Source organism: Pseudomonas sp. CFBP13508, assembly GCF_005233515.1.
GTDB lineage: Bacteria > Pseudomonadota > Gammaproteobacteria > Pseudomonadales > Pseudomonadaceae > Aquipseudomonas > Aquipseudomonas mercuritolerans.
Genome location: NZ_QFZZ01000001.1, coordinates 988,170 through 1,010,540, shown reverse-complemented (window position 1 = coordinate 1,010,540; position 22,371 = coordinate 988,170). Strand labels below are relative to the sequence as shown.

Sequence of the window (22,371 nt, the reverse complement as noted above, 5' to 3'; positions counted from 1 at the left end):
CTCGATGATCAGTCGAGAACTATCGCTCCTGACGGAGCGTTAGTCGAGATACAAGGAGCTGCCGAAGGCTGCGATCTTTTGATCTTCCGTCAGCAGGAAATTTATCGGATGGCAGTTCCGGCCTCTTCGCGAGCAGGCTCGCTCCCACAGGGTCTGATGTACGCATTCCAATGTGGGAGCGAGCCTGCTCGCGAAAGGGCCAGCCCGGTCAACATCAAACCTCGCTGATAAAGGTCCCGGTCCCATCGAGAATGTTCTTCAAAGTCTCGACAACCTCATCCATATCCACCATATCCGGGTTGAAGCTGATCTCCAGCACATCATCGCCATTCAACGCATCGGCATCCGCCGCAGCGATCTCGATCTTCAGCAGGTTCGAAGTCAGCGTGACCTTTACCCCGTCAAGCGTCGACGGCTCGCCATCCAGGGTGATCTCCAGCTCATCCTCATCCGGATAACGGCTCATCAGGAACATCTCGCCCTTGTCGCTGTGGCAGCAGAGCATGGCCATGTTGTCTTCTTCGTCGTCGCACGGGTTGACGATCAGTAGGGCGGTGGTCATTTGCATGGGGAAAATCCTGCGCAGTGGCGGCGGTGAGTCTGTTCGAAGGCGCGATTTTGCCAGTCTCGACCGATTTGCGCTGCCTGCATCGGCAAAAAGTCGCAAAGCAGGACATTTCCGTCGCCCATCTCCGAGCAGCGAGAAGGGGAAATCCGACGCCAGCGTAAGGCAATTACCGAATGCGCAAAATCGTCCCGAAATTGCGATTTTTCCCTTGTGATAGCCACCTTTTTGCCGTTAGTTTCGCCGCTCTTGCGCAACGGAGTGCGTTATCAAAACCCCAAAAAAGGACCTTTGTCATGACTCAATATTTCGAACGCGCCGAAGAAATTCGCCACCTGTCCGATGAGCAGATCGAGGAAATCTACAAGCGCTATCTCGAAGGCGAAAAAACTGCCGCGCTGATGGCGGAATTTCAGATCCCTGCAACGGTGCGCAGTCTGCTCAAGGTTCTGCCCCCGGTTATCAGTGCCAACCTCAGCTGTCCTTATTGCAAATTGCCGATGTGGATCCGCCGGCACGCCAGAGGTACTCCGCTTTCGCTGCGCAGTACATTCAAATGCGTACGCTGTGAGCACCAGCAAAGCCTTCCCGGCACCAATACCCGCCACACGACTTGCAGCTGCACAGAGTGTTTCAAGTTACGCCATCAGCAGCTTGCCGCCCGGGCCGCGCGTGATCGCCTGGAATTGGAAGCTCGATATGGCGCGCGATGCCCCGCAGTGCCTTACGCCAATCTGGGGTTTGTGCAGCAGCTGACGTTGCTCGCCTTGCTGGATGATGGTTACGGCGCGACCGTTGAATGGATTGCGCCGTTGAATGCGCCATCCAGAGAAGAACTGCTCGCCCTGACGTTCGAGGCCCGTGAAGAGTTGCTCAAAAGCCTGCACGAAGCCGGAGTGCTGGCAGTTTCCACCGATTCCGACATCAACGCCTTCGATCGCAGCGAGGGCTGCAATATCCGCGAGTACAGCGCGGTGCGCTGGCTGCCCAGCGTCACGTTCGACGGCGTGGCGCGCAGTACCCGCGAGAATTTGTACCGGGTGCTGTATCAGGAGTTGTCTGGCAGCGTAAAAGCCGCCTGGAAGAGCGAAATCTATTCGCTGGTCTTCAGTCTCGCTCGCGAAGCGTCCATTCAATACATCCGTGTGCTGGCCGCTGAAGTGGATTTTGCCTTCACGGCCGAGGCCCGTGCCGAGGAGGTGGTCGGGCAGTTGCTGCAGGACTTCTCGGTCAGTCAGCTGTATTACTTCGCCCGGCTGGCCGTGAGAAACGCCGCGCATTTCTATGCCACCGGCAATTCCAAGGGGCGCAGTCACGCCTCCAACACCATTCCGCGCAACATGCTGGGCACGGCGCAGGACGCGCTCGCGCGCAACTGGCGCAAGAACGCCCATCGCGATGCGCGAGTACCGCAAACGGCCTTGCAGCGCTTGCTCTACGACGTGGTGCTCAAGGACAGCGGCGCCGGATTTTCCAAATCGCCGGGCATGTACTGGCGTGACGAACTGGTCCCGCAATTCTTTTCCGCCGTGGCGTTCGACAGCGACTTGCTCAGCCATCTGCGCCTGTTCTGCCGCGAATGCGATTCGAGCAACATCGACGCCAGCATGGACAAGCACATCCTGCAGACGATGTGCTACGACTGCGCCACGGTGAGCAAATTCAGAGCCTTTGAGGAACTGCCGGACTGATCCGCGTCAACCGCTGGCGCTGAACCGGATGCCACGCTCAGGGTCGATAACAGGGCCTTGGGCGTTTTCGTTTCCGGATATGTAACGTCCTCGGCGACCGACCTGGCACGAAAGTCCCGTGAAACCGGGGTTTCGAACCTGCATTTCGGCGCACGCCTGCTAGTGTTGATGCAGGCCAAACCCTGCATTTACGTGCCAATGACCGAATATGTCGCAGCACCGCAAGCAGACACATTGTCGCACCCATTAAGCTGCGCAACGGATGAGCACCCGTAAAGGCATTGCTGGCAGCGCTGGCAGTCGCTTTTGCAGATGCTCATTCATGGAAGGTGAATGTGACCTGAGTGTCCCGTCCAGCTTCACCCACCTGTCTCCCTGTTTCCTCTGCCCGAGAATCAGGAACAGGGCGACACCAGCCCCGAAAGGGGTGTTGCACGCGACGCTTTCCATCAATAACAAGCTTAAGCGGAGTACCACAGATGGCGTTCTTCACCGCAGCCAGCAAAGCCGACTTCCAGCACCAACTGCAAGCGGCACTGGCGCAGCACATCAGTGAACAGGCACTGCCACAAGTGGCGCTGTTCGCTGAACAATTCTTCGGCATCATTTCCCTGGACGAGCTGACTCAACGTCGCCTCTCCGACCTCGCTGGCTGTACTCTCTCTGCGTGGCGCCTGCTTGAGCGCTTCGATCACGCGCAACCGCAAGTGCGTGTCTACAACCCCGATTACGAACGCCACGGCTGGCAGTCAACCCACACCGCGGTCGAAGTGCTGCACCACGACCTGCCATTTCTGGTCGACTCGGTACGTACCGAGCTGAACCGTCGCGGCTACAGCATTCACACCCTGCAGACCACCGTGCTCAGCGTCCGTCGTGGCAGCAAGGGCGAATTGTTGGAAGTCCTGCCAAAGGGCAGCACCGGCGAAGGCGTGCTGCACGAATCGCTGATGTACCTGGAAATCGACCGTTGCGCCAACGCGGCCGAGCTGAACGTACTGAGCAAAGAGCTTGAGCAGGTGCTCGGTGAAGTGCGCGTCGCCGTCGCTGACTTCGAGCCGATGAAAGCCAAGGTGCAGGACATCCTCACCCAGCTCGACAACAGCGCCTATCCGGTCGATGCCGACGAAAAGAGCGAAATCAAGAGCTTCCTGGAATGGCTGGTGGGCAACCACTTCACCTTCCTCGGCTACGAAGAGTTCGTGGTTACCGATCAGGCCGATGGCGGCCACATCGAGTACGACCAGAGCTCCTTCCTCGGCCTGACCAAACTGCTGCGCACCGGCCTGACCTACGAAGACCTGCGCATCGAAGACTACGCCGTGTCCTACCTGCGCGAACCGACCCTGCTGTCGTTCGCCAAGGCTGCGCACCCGAGCCGCGTACACCGTCCGGCCTACCCGGACTACGTGTCGATCCGCGAAATCGACGCCGACGGCAAAGTCATCAAGGAACACCGCTTCATGGGCTTGTACACCTCCTCGGTGTATGGCGAGAGCGTGCGGGTCATCCCGTTCATCCGCCGCAAGGTCGAAGAAATCGAGCGCCGCTCGGGCTTCCAGTCCAAGGCTCACCTGGGCAAGGAACTGGCGCAGGTCCTCGAAGTGCTGCCGCGTGACGACCTGTTCCAGACCCCGGTCGACGAACTGTTCACCACCGTGATGTCGATCGTGCAGATCCAGGAGCGCAACAAAATCCGCGTGTTCCTGCGCAAAGACCCGTATGGTCGCTTCTGCTACTGCCTGGCCTACGTGCCGCGCGACATCTACTCCACCGAAGTCCGCCAGAAGATCCAGCAAGTGCTGATGGAGCGCCTGAAGGCCTCCGACTGCGAGTTCTGGACGTTCTTCTCGGAATCCGTGCTGGCCCGCGTGCAGCTGATCCTGCGCGTCGATCCGAAGAACCGTCTCGACATCGACCCGCTGCTGCTGGAAAAAGAAGTGGTCCAGGCCTGCCGCAGCTGGCAGGACGACTACGCCGCACTGACCGTCGAAAGCTTCGGCGAAGCCCACGGCACCAACGTGCTGGCCGACTTCCCGAAAGGCTTCCCGGCCGGTTACCGCGAGCGTTTTGCCGCACATTCGGCCGTAGTCGACATGCAACATCTGCTGAGCCTCAACGAAAAAAATCCGCTGGTAATGAGCTTCTATCAGCCGCTCGGTCAGGTCTCCGGCCAACGCGAGCTGCATTGCAAGCTGTATCACGCCGACACGCCGCTGGCGCTGTCCGACGTCCTGCCGATTCTGGAAAACCTCGGCCTGCGCGTACTGGGTGAATTCCCGTATCGCCTGCGTCACACCAACGGCCGCGAGTTCTGGATTCACGATTTCGCTTTCACCGCCGCTGAAGGTCTGGACCTCGACATCCAGCAACTCAACGACACCCTGCAGGACGCGTTCGTGCACATCGTGCGTGGCGATGCCGAAAACGATGCGTTCAACCGTCTGGTGCTGACCGCTGGTCTGCCATGGCGCGACGTGGCGCTGCTGCGTGCCTACGCCCGTTATCTGAAGCAGATTCGTCTGGGCTTCGACCTGGGTTACATCGCCAGCACTTTGAACAACCACACCGACATCGCTCGCGAACTGACCCGGTTGTTCAAGACCCGTTTCTATCTGGCGCGCAAACTCAGCGAAGATGATCTGGAAGACAAGCAACTGCGTCTGGAACAAGCGATCCTGACCGCACTGGACGACGTTCAGGTGCTCAACGAAGACCGCATCCTGCGTCGCTATCTGGACCTGATCAAAGCCACCCTGCGCACCAACTTCTATCAGACTGACGCCAACGGTCAGAACAAGTCGTACTTCAGCTTCAAGTTCAACCCGCATGCGATCCCTGAGCTGCCGAAGCCAGTGCCGAAGTTTGAAATCTTCGTCTACTCGCCACGCGTCGAAGGTGTGCACCTGCGCTTCGGCAACGTTGCCCGTGGTGGTCTGCGCTGGTCCGACCGTGAAGAAGACTTCCGTACCGAAGTGCTCGGTTTGGTAAAAGCCCAGCAAGTGAAGAACTCGGTCATCGTGCCAGTGGGCGCGAAGGGCGGCTTCCTGCCGCGTCGCCTGCCACTGGGCGGCAGCCGTGACGAGATCGCGGCCGAGGGCATCGCCTGCTACCGCATCTTCATTTCCGGCCTGTTGGACATCACCGACAACCTGAAGGACGGCGCGCTGGTGCCGCCGGTCAATGTCGTGCGTCATGACGACGATGACCCGTACCTGGTAGTCGCGGCGGACAAGGGCACTGCAACCTTCTCCGACATCGCCAACGGCATCGCCATCGACTACGGCTTCTGGCTGGGTGACGCGTTTGCGTCCGGTGGTTCGGCCGGTTACGACCACAAGAAAATGGGCATCACCGCCAAGGGCGCGTGGGTCGGCGTACAGCGCCACTTCCGCGAGCGCGGCATCAATGTCCAGGAAGACAGCATCACCGTGGTTGGCGTCGGCGACATGGCCGGCGACGTGTTCGGTAACGGCCTGTTGATGTCCGACAAGCTGCAACTGGTCGCTGCGTTCAACCACATGCACATCTTCATCGACCCGAACCCGAACCCGGCGACCAGTTTCGTCGAGCGTCAGCGTCTGTTCGACCTGCCGCGTTCGGCCTGGACCGACTACGACACCAGCATCATGTCCGAAGGTGGCGGTATCTTCTCGCGCAGCGCGAAGAGCATTGCGATCTCGCCGCAGATGAAAGAACGCTTCGACATCCAGGCTGACAAGCTGACCCCGACCGAACTGCTCAATGCCTTGCTCAAGGCGCCGGTGGATCTGTTGTGGAACGGCGGTATCGGCACCTACGTCAAGGCCAGCACCGAAAGCCACGCCGATGTCGGCGACAAGGCCAACGATGCACTGCGCGTCAACGGTAACGAGCTGCGCTGCAAGGTCGTGGGCGAGGGCGGTAACCTCGGCATGACCCAACTGGGTCGTGTCGAATTCGGCTTGAACGGCGGCGGTTCCAACACCGACTTCATCGACAACGCCGGTGGCGTGGACTGCTCCGACCACGAAGTGAACATCAAGATCCTGCTGAACGAAGTGGTTCAGGCCGGTGACATGACCGACAAGCAACGCAACCAGTTGCTGGCGAGCATGACCGACGAAGTCGGCAATCTGGTGCTGGGCAACAACTACAAGCAGACTCAGGCCCTGTCCCTGGCGGCGCGCCGTGCCTACGCGCGCATCGCTGAGTACAAGCGTCTGATGAGCGATCTGGAAGGCCGTGGCAAGCTGGACCGTGCCATCGAGTTCCTGCCGACCGAAGAGCAACTGACCGAGCGCGTCGCTGAGGGCCACGGCCTGACCCGTCCTGAGCTGTCGGTGCTGATCTCCTACAGCAAGATCGACCTGAAAGAGCAGCTGCTGGGCTCGCTGGTGCCGGACGACGATTACCTGACCCGCGACATGGAAACGGCGTTCCCGCCGACCCTGGTCAGCAAGTTCTCCGAAGCCATGCGTCGCCATCGTCTGAAGCGCGAGATCGTCAGCACCCAGATCGCCAACGATCTGGTCAACCACATGGGCATCACCTTCGTGCAGCGACTCAAAGAGTCGACCGGCATGAGCCCGGCGAACGTGGCGGGCGCCTACGTGATCGTGCGCGACATCTTCCACCTCCCGCACTGGTTCCGTCAGATCGAAGCGCTGGACTACCAGGTTTCCGCTGACGTGCAGCTGGAACTGATGGACGAGCTGATGCGTCTGGGCCGTCGCGCCACGCGCTGGTTCCTGCGTGCCCGCCGCAACGAGCAGAACGCTGCTCGTGACGTCGCGCATTTCGGTCCGCACCTGAAAGAGCTGGGCCTGAAACTCGACGAACTGCTCAGCGGCGAAATCCGCGAGAACTGGCAGTCGCGCTATCAGGCGTACGTCGAAGCCGGTGTGCCGGAATTGCTGGCGCGTATGGTTGCGGGCACTTCGCACCTGTACACGCTGCTGCCGATCATCGAAGCCGCCGACGTCACCGGGCAGGACCCGGCCGAAGTGGCCAAGGCCTACTTCGCCGTCGGCTCTGCGCTGGACATCACCTGGTACCTGCAACAGATCAGCGCGCTGCCGGTGGAAAACAACTGGCAAGCCTTGGCCCGTGAAGCGTTCCGTGATGACGTCGACTGGCAGCAACGGGCGATCACCATCTCCGTCCTGCAACAGGGCGACGGCTCCCAGGATGTGGAAGCACGCCTGGCGCTGTGGATGGCCCAGCACGAAAGCATGATCGAACGCTGGCGCGCCATGCTGGTGGAAATCCGTGCTGCGAGCGGTACGGACTACGCCATGTACGCGGTGGCCAACCGCGAACTGCTGGATCTGGCGTTGAGCGGGCAAGTCATCGTGCCTGCGGTTGCTGCGAATGCCGAGCTTGAACTGGCGTAAATAGTGGCTGAATGAAAAAGCCCCGCTCTCGAAAGAGGCGGGGCTTTTTCTTGTCTGTCATTCAGAACGTATCAGCGCAGCGGAAGGCGAAGGAGCGCACGCCGTCAGGATAGGGCAATGAAGTTCCGGATACGACAATCCGATTGTTCTGGAGAGCTATGGATTCTCCCATGTCGAGAACGTTGGTCAGATTGATGACAAGCACACCGTTATCCGCAAAATCGTCTGGACGTCCGTCCGATTTGAACTGAGCAATGACAATTTCGGAGTTTTCTTCGCCGTGTGTGCTGGCAAGCACTATGATGCGCCCGCCATCTCGCAGCTTGCCGGAAGTCCACTGGATGCCGTAACGGGCGTTAGGCCAAGATGTCTGGACAGGCTTGCCTTGATTGAAGCCTTGAACGAAGTCTCCCTTGCGATTGACGCAAACAAGCACACCCTTGCTGACATATGATTCGTCGGTAGCGCTGCCGATCCCCACAATATTGCCGTCAGGCATTTCGACGAGCGCGTTTATCTGGCTGAAGGTGTCCAGGTCGTCAAACAGCGCATAACCCTTGTCGCCGAACTCAAGGACGGGTTCACCTTCGGCGCTGAACAGGGCAATCATTGCGCGATAGCCGAAATTGCCTGAAACGTTTCCTGCGATGGCAAATCTGCCATCGTGGAGTCGGATCATTGGCCCTGTCCACGTGAAGTTCGCAAGGTATCGAATCGCAACGTATCCCTTACCTTTACCAAAGCTAGTATCCAGATCGCCGTTGCTTTGCAGCCTGATCAAAAGGCCGCATTGGTCATTGACGGAGTATCGATGGTTGCTCAATACCATCAGCTTTCCATTGTCCAGTTCGATGGAACGGCCACTCAAGTCGGCTGCCGTGGTCCGGTTTTGCCTCGGTTGCATGTCGGGAGGGATGAGGACAGGCAAAGGAATCGGATCAACGAGTTTTACGCCGTTATCGCCAAATCGGGTGTCGGGCGTTCCGTCACTGCGAAACATTGCCAGGCCGCGCTGCGCCTGTGCCTTTTCATGTAGATAAAAGAAACCGTCAAGCAATAGGTTCTTGTTCCCAAGGATGGTGACACTGCCGCCAAAGGATCTGTAACCAGGGGCGAAAATACCGCTGGCCACGCCGTCCTTTGAAAACGAAGTGTCCTGTTTGCCATTTGCGTTCAATCGCACGATGGAGAACTTGTTACCGACATGGCCGGCGATTAACAGCTTGCCGTCAGGCGCGACAGTGATTCCCTCGGCCGAGCCATTTTCATGCTCGGGAAATTTGAACCAGGTGAGACCATTTTTTTGCGGGCCGAAAGTGGGGTCCAGTTTATGCACGCCGGGTGTTTTGGCTCCAGTCATGATCTGCTCCTCGAGTACGCAGTTGTTGCGTAAAGCGATCAGTCGATATGCACCGGCCAAATCAACGCAGTGCTGGTATTAGGGGAGGTTGCGGCCAAGTTGTCCACTGTCAGACCTGACAGTGGACAACGGGGGATGATTGTGGATTTGGAAGAAGGGATGGCCAGTCTTGGCGAGGATTTAATGTCTGAGGGTTTTTGTGGTGTCTGGTCTGGCGCCTTCGCGAGCAGGCTCGCTCCCACAGTTGATCGCATTCCAAATGTTGGAGCGAGCCTGCTCGCGAAGAGGCACTTACATTCAATACAACTTTTGAGCTGGTTTACCCTCAAGCATCGACACTTTCTCCCCCGGCTGCACAACCAGATTACTCAGCGAGCGATCAAACTCCCGCAACGCCGCCAGCTGCAATTCCTCCTGCTGATTGATATCCGCCACGATCTCTTCCGAGCGCTTGAAGTCCGCCCACACCGGGGTCAGTTCCCGCGCCTGCGAGCCCTTCGCTGTGCCGATGTAGTTCAATTGCGCATCGTAAAAATCGGCACTGACATCCGCGCGGATATCCGAGCTGCGCGAGGTGATCAGTTGGCTATGGGTATCGACGATCGCCACCACATCCGGCCTGGCGGCACGCAGGCTTTGCATGTCCGGGTACACCGTCACCGAGCCGAACTGGCGTTGCAGCGAAGCGTTGACCCACTCGACCGCGCGATCCGGGCTGGAGCTGGCGACGTAGGCGTCTTGGATCGGCTGCACCAGCAGGCTCTGACCAAAACCGGTGCCGGCCTTCGTCTGGTACTCGCGCAGGTATTGCCGATTGGCCTGGGTGCCGGGGCTGTAAATCGCGCCTAGCGAGACGCCAGGACCGCTCTTGACCAAAGTGGCAGCGCTGCGACCGGTCGGGTGCGGCAGCAGCGTGTCGAGGGATGAGACGGCTTGCGGGGCAGTGGGAACAGAGCAGGCAGAGAGCAGCAAAACGGAAATCGCCAGCAGGGCGGGAAGCGCAGGTTTCATGGTGTTTCTCCCGTGAAACAAGGTCTGTCGATGAGTGTGCACGGGCCGAAGATATCGGCGGATATTCAGGGTAAACCTGCCGGCCTGACCGTTGGCTGAATAACCTTTGCGCGGTTAGTTTTATTGGCTTTAAGCGTTTGCACGTAATGCCCCAAGGCAATAAAAAAGGCGCAAATGCTCGATTCGCGCCTATCGTTTATGGCTGGCCACGCAGCCATCAGTTTTCCAGCGGGATCAGCACCTGTTCATCCGGGGCCAGCACCATGAACACCAGCAACTTGGCCGGCTTGGTCGAACTGGCATTTTTCGACACCAGATGCTCGGACCCGGCCGGCTCGTACCAGAACTGGCCCTTCTTGTAAGTGATGGCTTTTTCGCCCTTCACCTGTGAAATCACCTCGCCGTCGAGCACGTAAGCCATCGCCGTGCCCTCGTGTTTGTGTGCGATCGAAGACTGGCCGGGCTTGTAATCGACTTCGATCATCATGGCTTTCTTGCCGGGGGCGTTTTTCAGCAGTTGTTCCTGCAGAACGGTGACTTTCTCGGATGGGTCGTGAGCCATTGCCGAAGCGGAAAGGGTGAAGACAAGGGCGGCGGCGAAGAGGGGCAGGGCTTTCATGGCGGGTTACCTGTGAGGGTTGGGGTGTAATCACAGTAGGCCGCAATGTGGCCGGTTCAAACGGCCAATATTCGCGAAGATGGGGTGACCAATTGGCCTCGGAAGGATTTCGGTGCGGCGCAAATCGCCTTCGCGAGCAGGCTCGCTCCCACAGTTGATCGCATTTCAATGTGGGAGCGAGCCTGCTCGCGAATGGGGCATATCAGACGATGGGAAAGCTGTTGAAATCCACGCTATTGGCCAGGCGGCTGTCGATCAGGTCGATAAACCCCTGCGCCTCGGGCCGGTTGAAATGCGCCTGCATCGCCGCTTCCGACTGCCAGCGCGCGCTGACCGTCCAGCGGTGGCTGTCCTCGGGGCAGCGGTCGACCAGGTAGGAATCGCAGCCCGGGGTTTCGCGCAAGGTGTCGACGATCTTTTGCAATTGCTTGCCCAGCTCTTCCGAGCGGCCCGCAACAGCCTTGATCTCAACCGTGTTGATCACTTCTTTGGACATTGCTCACACTCCTGAATCAGGCCGGACGAATCCTGCTCATTGAGGGATAACGCCTGTGCAGAATAGGCCTGCCGCCATGAATCACCAATAACCAATCGGCGGTAAAAGCCTTATACCAACGGCTCATGACAGCTGTTCGAGGATGTCGCGCAGGCGATCGAGGGCAATGTCGATGTCGAGGGTTTCGATGGCGCCGAAACCGAAGTACAGGCCTTCTTTCGCCGGCTGCTGGTAGTAGAAACCACTGATCGCATAAAGGCCGACCTCGACCTTTTTTGCCAGCTCGATGACCAGCGGCAAGTCGACCGGCACCTTGCAGAACACCGCCATGTGAAACCCGGCACTGGCCGGCACGGCTTGCAGCCATGGCGCCAGATCCGTCGCCATGCGCTCCAGGATCCGTTCGCGACGTTGCGCATAGATCGTGTGGCAGCGGCGGATGTGCTTGAGCAGGCAACCCTCGGCGATGAACTTGGCCAGCGCCCATTGCGGCAGGGTCGAGGCGTGCAAATCGGTGAGCTGTTTGGCGCGAATCACCGCTTCGATGATCGACGGCGGCAGGATCGCGTAGCCCAGGCGCAACTCCGGCAGCAGGGTTTTCGAGAAGGTGCCGACGTAGGCGACGATACCGCGCTGATCGAGGTTGTACAGCGAATCGGTGGGCCGGCCCTCGTAGCGGAATTCGCTGTCGTAATCGTCTTCGATGATGATCGCGCCGAGCTCGTGGGCACGGGCAAGCAGGGCCTCGCGGCGCGCCTGACTCATCGCCATACCCAGCGGAAACTGATGCGATGGCGTGACGTAAATCAGCCGCGTGCCATCGGGAATCTGCTCGACCTGAATACCCTCGGCATCCACCGGCACCCCGACCACTTCGGCGCCGTGCGTGCCGAACAACAAGCGCGCGGGCGGATAGCCGGGATCTTCCATCGCTACCAGACTGCCGGGGCGGGTCAGTACGCGGGCAATCAGGTCCAGCGCTTGTTGCGCGCCGTTGCATACGACGATGTCCTCGTCCTGACAATTGATGCCACGGGAAAAGGCGATGTGCCGGGCGATCGCATTGCGCAGCGCCGGCAAGCCTTCGGCGACGCTGTAGAAACCTTTCGACTGCGCCATCTGCCGCATCGCATGGGCGACGCAGCGGCGCCAGTCGTCGTGGGGGAACTGGCCTTTGCTGGTGGCGCCGCCGATGAAGTCGTAGCGCAGCGAACCTTCCAGCGTCGGGTGACGGAGGAACACCGGCAGATTGCGCCAACTCTCGATCACCTCGGCACTGGCCAGCTCGGTGTGGCTCTGCTTGCGCTGTACCTGCGCCGGGCGGGCGTTGACATAGGTGCCTTTGCCGATCACCCCGGTGAGGAAATTTTCGTAGGTCAGCTGCGCATAGGTGTCGGAAATGGTCTTGCGCGAGATGCCCAATTGCTCGGCGAGCAAGCGGCTCGGCGGCAACTGCGTACCCGCCGCCAACCGCCCGGATTCAATCGCCGCGCGCAACTGCTGATACAACTGACCGGCAAGATCCTTGCGGCCGTTGATCACGACATGAAGTTCCATACCGACGAGGCTCCCGGGTGTTGAGTGAAGTGTCGGTCAGATTAGCGTTGTTGGGCTTTTGGCAGTAGTTGCGTGGAGTAAAAACCGCAAATTGGCGCAAGTCCCTGTGGGAGCGAGCCTGCTCGCGAAGGCGGTGTGTCATTGAACAGATTCGTTGTCTGACACTCCGCTATCGCTGGCAAGCCAGCGATGGCGGTGGTGCAGTGGATGAATATTTGTCTGGGAAACCGCTTTCGCGAGCAAGCTCGCTCCCACAGGTATTGCGTTTGGCCGAGGTTCAGTGGTGCAGCCGAAATTCGTGGAATTGGGGCTGTAACACAGCCCGCACAGCCCTTACCGTGAACTCATTATTCCGCCTGCCGAGAGCCGCGCCATGTCCCTGCGTCTGGATTACTACAACGCGTCGCCCAAGGCGATGAAAGCGATGCTTGCCATGGAGGCGCTGACCGCCAACCTGAGTATCGAAGCGTCGCTGCTGCAACTGATTCGGATCCGCGCCTCGCAGCTCAACGGCTGCGCGTTCTGCACCGACATGCACTCGGTGGACGCGCGGCGAGCCGGGGAGAGTGATCGGCGCCTTTACGCGGTCGCGGTGTGGCGCGACAGCAACTTCTTCAACCCCCGCGAACGCGCGGCGCTGGCCTGGGCCGAGGCGGTGACGCTGTTGGCCGAAAGCCACGTGCCGGATGACGTCTACCAGCAGGCGCGCGAGCAATTTGATGAAGGCGAACTGGTGGATTTGACGGTTGCGGTGAGCACCATTAACAGCTGGAATCGGTTGGCAGTGAGTTTCCGCCAGACCCCGAGTGACTGAAGATCAAAAGATCGCAGCCTTCGGCAGCTCCTACATGGGCTCATGCGCATATCCCTGTAGGAGCTGCCGAAGGCTGCGATCTTTTGATGTTGACCTTGCCTAATTCGCCGGCCGCTGCGGTTTCACCGAGGTGCCAAATGTATTGCCCATCCGCGTACTGGTCGCGGCCGGGGTCGCCAGCCCGACCTGATTCGGCGCGCGCTTGTGCACCGGCACATTTAACGCTTCCATGTTCTTCTGCGCCGCCGCCGCGCCGTCGGGATTGTTGCCCATCTGCTGGCTCAGGCAATCGTAATTCGGCGCCTTGTAACCGCCGACCGTGACCTCGACACAGCCCAGCGGCTCCTCCGCCTGCGCCGCGCCCACCGTCATCAGCAAGACCCACATCCACCGTGTTTTCATGTCCGCCTCCTGGCCCGCCCGATTGGGCCGCTATGGGTTTGAGTCTAGTGCAAGCGCGGGGCAAAACCCGTGATGGTTTTTTTGCACCGCCCGTCATACCAGAGTCATAAATGCCCCGCAGGATAGCGATTTTCAGGGGTGCGCCAGTCGTGCAGCGAGGCAGTTCGCGGATCAGTCTTCAGCGCTCGGCGACGCTTGTGCGCCGCGCGGGTCTGGGGTGGTTGCTCGGTCTGCTGGCCAGCGCAGCCCATGCTGATCCGGCAGCGGCGGATATGCGCATGACCTTGCACATCCCCGCGCAGGAACTCGCTCGGGCGTTGGATCAATACAGCCGCGCCACGGGCGTCGCGGTGTTGGTCGACAGTCAGTTGAGCCGGGGCCGTCGCTCCCTCGCCGTAGATGGCGAATTTACCGCCGCCGACGCCTTGCGCCATCTGCTCGGCGGCACCGGGTTGATGGCGCGTTACGCCCGCGCCGACGCGTTCACCTTGCAAGCGGCGCAGGTGGAAGACCTGCCAGTGCCGACGGACAAACCCACGCCGGCTGCTGTCGCGGTCAACCGCAGTTACGCGACGGCGGTGCAAGCGGCGATCGAGCGCAAGCTGTGCCGTTCGCCGCTGACCCGCCCGGGCAGTTATCGCGCGGTGTTGCAGGTGTGGGTCGGGCGCGACGGCGTGGTGCAGCACAACCGGTTGGTCACTTCGACCGGCGATGTACGGCGCGATAACGCGCTGGTGGAAAGTTTTCGCAACCTCACAATCGATCGGCCGACGCCCAGCGCCTTGCGCCAGCCGGTCACGTTGCTGTTGTTACCGGAGTCGTCAGGGAAACGCATGGAATGCACGAGATGGGAAGGAGTTTCCGGGGGATGAAAGACGCCGGACAAAGCGTGATGGGCCAGTTGTTCCTCAGCTCCTACGAGGATTTTCGCGTGCGCCTGCGCCGCCGCCTCGGTTCCGAGGACCTGGCCAACGACGTGCTGCACGAGACCTGGCTGCGGGTCGATCGCATGGAAATTCCGCCGAACCTGCTCAAGCCCAACGCCTACCTGTATCGCATGGCCCTGAACATCGCCGCCGACCGCCGTCAGGCCGATGCGCGCCTGCTCACCGGCACCGAAGTCGAGGAACTGCTGCAACTGGGCGACGAAGCCCTCGACCCGGCGCGGGTGGTCGGTGGGCAAAAGGAGATGCAGGCCCTGCTCAGCGCCTTGTACGAACTCCCCGCACGGCGTCGGCGGATCTTTATCGCCGCGCGGCTGGAAGAGGCGCCACACCTGGAAATCTCCCAGCGTTTCGGCATCTCCACGCGCATGGTCGAAAAGGAAATCAAAGCCGCGCTGGGCTTCTGCGCAGCGAAACTGGAAAGAAAAGTGTTTCAGCGGTTCGGTCGCGGGGCCGGAAAACCGTCTAGCGAATAGTGACCCGATTAATCCGTTGAGAATTTGCGCGTTTGAACATCTTTCGACTGAAACCCGCCGAGCCTTCGGCCACCGAGTCTCTGCACAGCGAAGCCCACGACTGGCTGATCCTGCTGACCTCGGGCCGTGCCACCGTCGCCGACGCCCGCGCCCTGCGCGAATGGTGCGAGCAGAGCGGCGAACATGCCCGGGCCTTCGAAGAAGCCAAGCGGCTATGGCATCACCTGCAACCGGCCGCCGAAGCGTTGCAGGGCCGACGCGGCTTCGGTCGACGGGCTTTTCTCGGCGGTGCGATTGCCGCATCCGCCGCATTCCTGCTGGTGCGCGGCACGATTCCCGGCGGCTTCGAAGGGCTGGGCGCCGACTACATCACCGAAGTCGGCCAGCAGCGCCGGGTCGAACCGGCGCAAGGCGTCAGCCTCGAACTCAACACCCAGACCCGCATCAATCAGCGCAGCGTCGAAAACGGTGTGCAGGGCTTTGAACTGGTCAGCGGTGAAGTCGAAGTGCAAACCGCACGCCTGCCGCTGGCGATGCAGGCCGGGGCAGGGTGGTTGCGCGCCAGCCAGGCCCGCTTCAACCTGCGCAACACCGACCAGCAAGTCTGCGTGACCTGCCTCGACGGCGCAGTCGACGTCGCCCTCGAAGGCCGCAACCTGCGCCTCGAAGCGGGCCAGCAAGTCACCTACAACGCACGGCAAATCGGCAACGTGCAAACCGTCGACACCGCCGCCGTGATGAACTGGCGCCAACAAGTGCTGGTGTTCAACGGCGCGACCCTCAGCCAGATGATCGACGAAATCAACCGCTACCGCCCCGGCATGCTCCTGCTGCTCAACCGCGAACTCGGCCAACGCCGCGTCCAGGCCCGCTTCAACCTCGACCAACTCGCCGGAGTCGCCTTGCTGATCCGCGACGCCTACGGCGTCAAATGCACTGAGCTGCCGGGCGGCGTGGTCGTTCTCAGCTAACCCAGTCCCGCCAGCACCACCCAACCCTGTGGGAGCGAGCTTGCTCGCGAAGGCTTCCGTACTGTCATACCGTCATCAGTGGGCCCGCCCTATTCTCGAGCAGGCGAACAGGCTTAATACGGCTTATGGGGTGTGCAGCAGCAGGTAACATAGAGGCGTGTCAAAGTGCTAGCATCGCGGAATATGGGCCATTGATTCTTTCTAAGATCCGGTGGCCTCCTAGGTGAACGAAGGGAGAGATTGGTGCAGGTCATTACAGGGAACGCTCGGCTTCGTAGAGGCATTAAATCTTTTCAAAAGGCTCTGATCGATCAGGCAGAGCCACGCGGGGAAGAAGTGTGGGCATTTCCGAGTGGAGATAGAGCACCCTGCCTTACCTATGCATTGGAAACCGATCTTGGGGAAATGTTGTTCGCTATTCCTCCGCCTTGGGATGGGAGACAAGCACACCTGTTCAAGCTAGGCTTTGAGGGCGGAACACTCTCTCCCGACGCTGAGATCAACATTCCTGACGGCCTCAACCGCAAGGTCTCAGGGGTTTTGATAGCTGGTCCTGACGGCGAAACTCTAATCGGTCATCGTGGTACCTTCACGGCATTTCGTGGCCGGGTGCCCCGCAGAGACGCGTTCGAGCACTTTCAGGATTGGTTGATAGAGGTAGCAGACGACGATCGGAACGCAGACGTAATCGCTGTGTCCTCAACAAACTCCCCGAGTATCGCAAATGACATTGCCGAGTTCCTATTCAAGGTGAAACGGCTCAAGGAGCAAAGAAAGGCGGAGCTTGGAGATGATGCCCAGAACTCAGATTCGGCCCCCGACGACGAAGACAAATCGGGCGCTAAGTGGCGGGAGCAGGAAGAGTTTGAGGGCAGCAAGTCCTATACTCCTGGCCATGACAAATGTGAATACCAGTATCTACACGGCCCACTCTGTAATGCTCTCCATCGCAAGCTGGATGAGCTCGTAAAGGGAAATTCCGAGCTCAAGGTCGGCAAGAACCGCGTCGATTTGGCGCTAGTTAGCAGAGCTACAGAAAAGGCCAAGGTAATTTTTGAAGTAAAAACCAGCAGCGCCATGTCAGCACAGCTCTACGCTGGATTTGGCCAGCTTGCCTACTACCGGCATCGTTTCGGAGATGCTGATACCAAGCTCATCTTGGTGCTGCCGGCGAGCACAGCACCCGATTTTGCAGCAGCGGACTTCTTCAAACAGGCGAACATTCAGGTGTTGTTTGGTGAGGGCGGTCTTTTTGAGAACTCAGATGGTGAAAGCTTGGAAGAAGTGCTGAGCGGCATCCTGCAATCGCCTACGACGCCGGTCAGTCCATGAAAGCCAGCTCCGTCTGCATCGGCCCGTCAACGTAATGACATTTCCAAGACCAAGGGCGAGAGGAATCCGAACCCGCTCCCTCGGGCTCGTGCGGTGATGCTGGTTTATTGGAGTTGACCAATCACTTGACGGTATTTTTCAGGCCCTTGGGGTGTTTGGCGGGTCAGGTATATCTCCAACCCCAACGGATCCTCCCGCCGATTCCCACTCAGCTGCCGCCAGCCCTTGTCCACCTCCCAAACCCGCACCTGCGCATCACTCACCTCACTCAACACTGCAACCCCCTTCCCAGGCGCAGGCAACGGATAGCGACTGCGCGCCTCAGCCACCGCCCGATACAACGTATCCCCCTTGACCCACCACCGCACCCGCTGCAACGCCCCCGGCTGATCCGCCGCGCTACGAATAATGTCCAGCCGAAACCCCTTGCTATCACTACTGCGCACCGTCACCGCCGGCGGCGCAGTCGGCGCCTCATCCTCAGCCCCGACCTTGCGCGGCTCGCTCAACTCCACCCCCGCGCGCATGTCCACATCCCGCTGCAACTGATTCAACACCCGCAACAACCCATCGCTCTGCTCACTGCTCGCCTGCAAATGACTGTCCGCCCGCGTCACACTGTCCAGCCCGCGCCAGGCAATCAGACTCACCACCGCCATCAGCAGAATTGCCACCATCACCTCAATCAGAGTGAACCCTTGCTGAGTCTTCATTGAATACTGATCCGCCCACTGCTATCGCGCAGCACACTCAGCCGATTGGCCCCATCCGACAAAATCAGCCGCAACGGCGGATTGATCCACTCGGCATTCAGCACCACCGTCTGCCGAGGCTCCACACGCACCTCGACCTTCGGGCTCTGCCACGCACGCGGGCGCAACTGCGCATCCTCCTTGAACGACTCAAACCCCACGCCATCATCCCCACGCCGCCCAAAGCGAAACCCCTTGGCATCCGCCACCCACACAATCGGCCGCCCATCGGCGCGAGCCTCCGCCTGCGCCACCTGCAGCAACTGCGCAACCCGCTCGGCATCCTTGCGCAACAACTGCAACGGATCAGGCTTGATACTCAAACTGATCGCCGCACTGGCGATGCCAATAATCACCAGCACCACCATCAACTCGATCAACGTAAAACCCTGCTGCCTGCTCATCACCCACGCGCTCCTTGGCGTCCCACCCCATCGTGCCCGGCGAACATGTAAGGCATGTGAAATAAAACGGAGAGAATTGCCGCGTAGGCTGGCAACAGGGACAACAAGGAGCGACAACCCATGAAATTCACCGCACGGATCACCCCGGCGCAAACCGTCCAGGCCCTGGCACTGCTCGCCGCCCTGGTGGGCGTCGCGACATGGTCGTCGCTGCTGCTAACCACGGCGGAATCCCACACCCCCGCAGCCGCCCCGCAAGTGCTCGCGGCGAGGAGCGATAGCCCGGCGTTGCAGTGGTTCTCCAATGAGACCGCGCCGGTGGATATCAAGGTGAGCGGGGTGATCGCAGGCGGGAGTGGGACGGTGGCGATATTGAGTTTGAACGATGGAGCACCGAGGAGTTTTTTGGTGGGAGAGAAGGTTGGGGTTGGGGTGCGGTTGGTGGGGGTTGAGGGGGATGGGGTGGTGATTGAGCGGGGTGGGGAGAGGGTGAGGTTGGGGGTTGAGAGGTTGGGGGAGGGAGTGGAGTTACCTAATCTTCGTCATTAAATTTATCCGAGATTCAAAAAAGCACGCCCGAAGGGGCTTTGATTTTGGCAGCCCACCTTCGAGTAACCCGAGAGCGCGCAATATAACTGACAGTCACCCCACGCAACTGAGGATGTTGAGATAGGGATAGAAGCTTCCTTAAACTGCTTGTCTAGGCATAGTCGTAAGAGATAGCATCGAGCCATCAAACGCCAGGAGGCTTGAAATGTACGTGGCTTTCTATTCATTCATATTCGCTCTCGCCATCTCAACATAGTTGGCGTAATCGAATATCGCTATTTACTATAGAGTTAAGGTTTTATAGCGCGTCGAGATACAGTCGGGATTGGACTCTATAATCTGCAACTCATGCAGGTGCTGCTTACCAAAATACTTTCATGGAAAAGTTTGCAATGAAAAATACTATTCTTTTTGGAAATGGAATAAATAGGCTTTCTGCCAATGCGATAAGTTGGGAGGACTTACTTGATGAGTTAAAAGGCGAGGATGCATTCTCCAATGGCTCTTTGCCCAATACGATGGTGTATGAAAGAATATTTATGGGGGCGCACAAAGCTAATAGGAGTCAGCGTGCGGATGAATTGGCTATAAAAAATAAAATTGCAGAGTCACTTGCAGTGCAAGAGTCTAATGAAGTATATGAGTTGTTAGGCGGGATGGAGTTCGAGCATTACCTGACTACAAATTATGATTATGCGTTTGAGAAGGCTCTTGGTGGTATTCCGAATAAGCTTAGTACTGAAGAAATTTACAGTCTAAGAAGGAGTCGTGCATACGAAGTAGACGGGGGTACGAAATATCTATGGAATATTCATGGTGAAATTGATAGCCCAAAATCAATAATGCTAGGGTTAGATCATTATTGCGGTTCGGTTAGCAAAATAGATGCCTATGTCAAAGGTAACTACAAATATTTCGCAGATGGAAAAGAGAGGGTGGTTGAGTCGATAAGGGATAAGTTGAGAGCTGATAGTTTTTGTAATTCTTCTTGGGTTGATCTTTTTTTCTGTTCAAATGTCCATATGCTCGGTATTTCATTAGATTATAGTGAGACGGATCTTTGGTGGATTTTGAATAAGCGCGCCCGGTTTTCAACAGAGAAAATTGTCAATAATAATATTTTCTTTTATGTTAGTGATATTGATGAGCAGAAAAAAGGTTTGCTGGAGTCATTCGATATCAATGTTGTAGTGATAGATGTTGTTGGTGGAGACTATGAGGGGATGTATCGTGCTGCCATCTCTAAAATGCTCCCTTCTAAGTCGTTGATCCGGGCGGCATAAGTATAGCTCAAACGATTTTTTTTGCTATGCTGGCATGCGAGGGAAAATTTATGGGTGAGTTTTCTTCTTTTGAAGAGGTTTCTAGAAGGTTCGTATGTGGTGAATGTATAGGGGAGGAGTATCTGCGCGCTCTGATAAAAGGCAAAGAATACCATAGTTGTTCCTATTGCGAATCTGTGAGTGTGACATGTATATCTATAACTGAACTGGCCAGTCACGTAGAAAAAGCTGTCCGTGAACACTTTTGCAGAACCTCACCTGAGCCGGATGACTATGAGTCAGCTTTAATGCGAGACAGAGAGTCTAGTTACGAGTGGGAGCGTGCGGGCGACCCAATTCTGACTTTGGTTGCCGAAATTCTTGGCTCTGAGGAGTCTGTTGCATCTGATATTTTGGAAGTCTTAAGTGATCGCTTTGGTACTGTTCATCCCGGCGATCCAGATGAAGGCGAGGGAGAGTTTTCTTTAGATGCCCACTATGAAGAAAAGCCAGTTTCACTTTTGTACTGGTCAATGGAGTGGTTAAAGCTTGAAAATGCACTTAAATACGAGAGCAGATTCTCCAATCCAACTGTGATGAGTGTTCTTCAGTCCGTATTTGCCAATCTTGATACTGCACGTTCGTACAGGGATGGGTTTGCGATTGTTACTGCAGGTCCGGGAAGTGAACTAACTGCGCTGTACAGGGGTAGAGAGTTTCAGTCTCAAGATGAACTTTATAAAGCTCTTAAAAGCCCTCTGAGCGAGCTTGGTCCTCCACCTGGACGTTTGGCAAGAGCTAACCGTATGAACGCTTCGGGTATATCAGTATTTTATGGGGCGGAGGACGCGCACTCGGCTTTAGCTGAGGTCCGGCCAGTTGTAGGTAGTAAAGTGGCCGTGGCTATGTTTACTATTATTCGTTCTCTTAGGTTGTTGGACCTGCGTAAGCTAGAATCAGTAGGTTGTTCAGGAAGTGTCTTCGATCCCGCGTTTACTGAAGAGTTTGAGCGCGTGCAGTTTCTCCGGACTTTAACTAAACGATTAACTATCCCGGTCATGCCTAACGAGAAAGATCGAGAATACTTGACCACCCAAGCAGTCGCGGATTATTTGGCTGGCTTGGAGCATCCTGCTATTGATGGAATTCTATTCCCATCGGTACAAGATGGTGTAGGAGTAAACGTTGCACTTTTCCATAAGGCTTCGTTGGTCGAGCCTTTGATATATCCTGACGATGTACGTATTGAAGCGGCGCTTACTGAGTATGATCTCGATTCTGCGATAGAGTGTCCTGAGTACAGTATCAGTATCAGACCACCTTCGGAAAAAGAAAAACCTGTATTTGATGCGCAGTTTTTCTTTCAGGCTGATTACGATAATCCTGATTTTCCGCAATCATCCGTGCGCCGGCAACCGGCTCTTAAATTGGAGCTTCAGTCAATTGAGGTTCACGAAATTACAGCGGTTAAAGTGGTTTCAAAATCAAGTAAAGTCAGGGTCTTTGATAGGTTTGAATTGGAAAAATTTAAACTTGCGGATTTGTCGGATGATTTTTGAATGTCCGGCATCGCAAGCGTGAGGGGTGCTAAAAATTGTCAGTTTTGTGATCTCTTCATGCGGAGGAAGCTGGTTTGATGTGGTGTGTTCGCTGACGCGATCAATCACTCCTCGCGCTCCCATTCTTTATTGATTGTAGTGGTTGGTGTCGCGAATAAATCTGGTTGCGCTTGTTTTGTTTTGTTTTTATTGTGCTTTTGCCTGGTTGCATTGTTTTTGCGAGATGATGTAA

At 57.7% G+C, this 22,371-nt stretch carries 19 protein-coding genes; 10 read left to right on the top strand and 9 right to left on the bottom strand.

Features of this window, described 5'->3' with window-relative positions:
- Nucleotides 1-214: 214 nt before the first annotated feature.
- The gene (locus PspCFBP13508_RS04435; protein WP_116658751.1) at nt 215-568 is read right to left on the bottom strand and encodes a hypothetical protein; all 354 of its coding nucleotides are present in this window, start codon (nt 566-568) and stop codon (nt 215-217) included.
- 293 nt (nt 569-861) lie between these two features.
- Between PspCFBP13508_RS04435 and PspCFBP13508_RS04430 the strand changes: the two genes are divergently transcribed.
- The gene (locus tag PspCFBP13508_RS04430; protein WP_137213783.1) at nt 862-2,256 is read left to right on the top strand and encodes a hypothetical protein; all 1,395 of its coding nucleotides are present in this window, start codon (nt 862-864) and stop codon (nt 2,254-2,256) included.
- A 479-nt stretch (nt 2,257-2,735) separates the two neighbouring features.
- On the top strand, nt 2,736-7,631 hold the full coding sequence (locus PspCFBP13508_RS04425) for an NAD-glutamate dehydrogenase (RefSeq protein WP_137213782.1): 4,896 nt from the start codon (nt 2,736-2,738) through the stop codon (nt 7,629-7,631).
- A 61-nt stretch (nt 7,632-7,692) separates the two neighbouring features.
- On the opposite strand, the gene PspCFBP13508_RS04420 is transcribed toward PspCFBP13508_RS04425, so the two are convergent.
- From PspCFBP13508_RS04420 to PspCFBP13508_RS04400, 5 genes are all read right to left on the bottom strand, one after another.
- Complete coding sequence (locus tag PspCFBP13508_RS04420) at nt 7,693-8,991, bottom strand: hypothetical protein (protein ID WP_137213781.1); 1,299 nt, start codon at nt 8,989-8,991, stop codon at nt 7,693-7,695.
- A 297-nt stretch (nt 8,992-9,288) separates the two neighbouring features.
- Nucleotides 9,289-10,002: an ATPase gene (locus PspCFBP13508_RS04415; RefSeq protein WP_137213780.1), complete on the bottom strand. Its 714-nt coding sequence runs from the start codon at nt 10,000-10,002 to the stop codon at nt 9,289-9,291.
- A 217-nt stretch (nt 10,003-10,219) separates the two neighbouring features.
- A complete protein-coding gene (locus tag PspCFBP13508_RS04410; RefSeq protein WP_137213779.1) occupies nt 10,220-10,621 on the bottom strand; it encodes a cupin domain-containing protein in 402 nt (133 codons plus the stop codon).
- Between the two features lie 202 nt (nt 10,622-10,823).
- Nucleotides 10,824-11,117 (bottom strand): putative quinol monooxygenase, encoded by a 294-nt coding sequence (locus PspCFBP13508_RS04405; RefSeq protein ID WP_137213778.1) that lies wholly within the window; start codon nt 11,115-11,117, stop codon nt 10,824-10,826.
- A gap of 123 nt (nt 11,118-11,240) precedes the next feature.
- Complete coding sequence (locus PspCFBP13508_RS04400) at nt 11,241-12,674, bottom strand: PLP-dependent aminotransferase family protein (protein ID WP_137213777.1); 1,434 nt, start codon at nt 12,672-12,674, stop codon at nt 11,241-11,243.
- Nucleotides 12,675-13,047: 373 nt separating this feature from the next.
- On the opposite strand from PspCFBP13508_RS04400, the gene PspCFBP13508_RS04395 reads away from it, so the two are divergent.
- The gene (locus PspCFBP13508_RS04395; protein ID WP_137213776.1) at nt 13,048-13,488 is read left to right on the top strand and encodes a carboxymuconolactone decarboxylase family protein; all 441 of its coding nucleotides are present in this window, start codon (nt 13,048-13,050) and stop codon (nt 13,486-13,488) included.
- A 99-nt stretch (nt 13,489-13,587) separates the two neighbouring features.
- Here the strand turns inward: PspCFBP13508_RS04395 and PspCFBP13508_RS04390 are convergent, their stop codons facing one another.
- On the bottom strand, nt 13,588-13,875 hold the full coding sequence (locus tag PspCFBP13508_RS04390) for a hypothetical protein (protein ID WP_224787249.1): 288 nt from the start codon (nt 13,873-13,875) through the stop codon (nt 13,588-13,590).
- 164 nt (nt 13,876-14,039) lie between these two features.
- Between PspCFBP13508_RS04390 and PspCFBP13508_RS04385 the strand changes: the two genes are divergently transcribed.
- The 4 genes from PspCFBP13508_RS04385 (at nt 14,040) to PspCFBP13508_RS04370 (ending at nt 17,613) form a co-directional block, all read left to right on the top strand.
- On the top strand, nt 14,040-14,762 hold the full coding sequence (locus PspCFBP13508_RS04385) for a secretin and TonB N-terminal domain-containing protein (protein ID WP_161984069.1): 723 nt from the start codon (nt 14,040-14,042) through the stop codon (nt 14,760-14,762).
- Complete coding sequence (locus tag PspCFBP13508_RS04380) at nt 14,759-15,310, top strand: RNA polymerase sigma factor (RefSeq protein WP_137213775.1); 552 nt, start codon at nt 14,759-14,761, stop codon at nt 15,308-15,310. Before PspCFBP13508_RS04385 ends, PspCFBP13508_RS04380 begins: the two co-directional genes overlap by 4 nt.
- Before the next feature lie 32 nt (nt 15,311-15,342).
- On the top strand, nt 15,343-16,281 hold the full coding sequence (locus tag PspCFBP13508_RS04375) for a DUF4880 domain-containing protein (RefSeq protein ID WP_137213774.1): 939 nt from the start codon (nt 15,343-15,345) through the stop codon (nt 16,279-16,281).
- Between the two features lie 243 nt (nt 16,282-16,524).
- Entirely contained in the window at nt 16,525-17,613 is a 1,089-nt protein-coding gene (locus PspCFBP13508_RS04370; RefSeq protein ID WP_137213773.1) for a hypothetical protein, read from the top strand.
- 104 nt (nt 17,614-17,717) lie between these two features.
- Here PspCFBP13508_RS04370 and PspCFBP13508_RS04365 read toward each other — a convergent pair whose 3' ends face one another.
- Together PspCFBP13508_RS04365 and PspCFBP13508_RS04360 are read right to left on the bottom strand one after the other, a co-directional pair.
- Entirely contained in the window at nt 17,718-18,326 is a 609-nt protein-coding gene (locus tag PspCFBP13508_RS04365; RefSeq protein ID WP_137213772.1) for a prepilin-type N-terminal cleavage/methylation domain-containing protein, read from the bottom strand.
- A complete protein-coding gene (locus PspCFBP13508_RS04360; RefSeq protein WP_137213771.1) occupies nt 18,323-18,769 on the bottom strand; it encodes a GspH/FimT family pseudopilin in 447 nt (148 codons plus the stop codon). The genes PspCFBP13508_RS04365 and PspCFBP13508_RS04360 overlap by 4 nt, the downstream gene beginning before the upstream one ends.
- 120 nt (nt 18,770-18,889) lie before the next feature.
- Between PspCFBP13508_RS04360 and PspCFBP13508_RS04355 the strand changes: the two genes are divergently transcribed.
- The 3 genes from PspCFBP13508_RS04355 (at nt 18,890) to PspCFBP13508_RS04345 (ending at nt 22,139) form a co-directional block, all read left to right on the top strand.
- Nucleotides 18,890-19,318, top strand: coding sequence for a type II secretion system protein N (locus PspCFBP13508_RS04355; protein WP_137213770.1), 429 nt, complete (start codon nt 18,890-18,892; stop codon nt 19,316-19,318).
- Between the two features lie 392 nt (nt 19,319-19,710).
- Entirely contained in the window at nt 19,711-20,601 is an 891-nt protein-coding gene (locus PspCFBP13508_RS04350; protein WP_161984068.1) for an SIR2 family protein, read from the top strand.
- Nucleotides 20,602-20,651: 50 nt separating this feature from the next.
- The gene (locus PspCFBP13508_RS04345) at nt 20,652-22,139 is read left to right on the top strand and encodes an RES domain-containing protein (RefSeq protein WP_161984067.1); all 1,488 of its coding nucleotides are present in this window, start codon (nt 20,652-20,654) and stop codon (nt 22,137-22,139) included.
- Nucleotides 22,140-22,371: the final 232 nt, after the last annotated feature.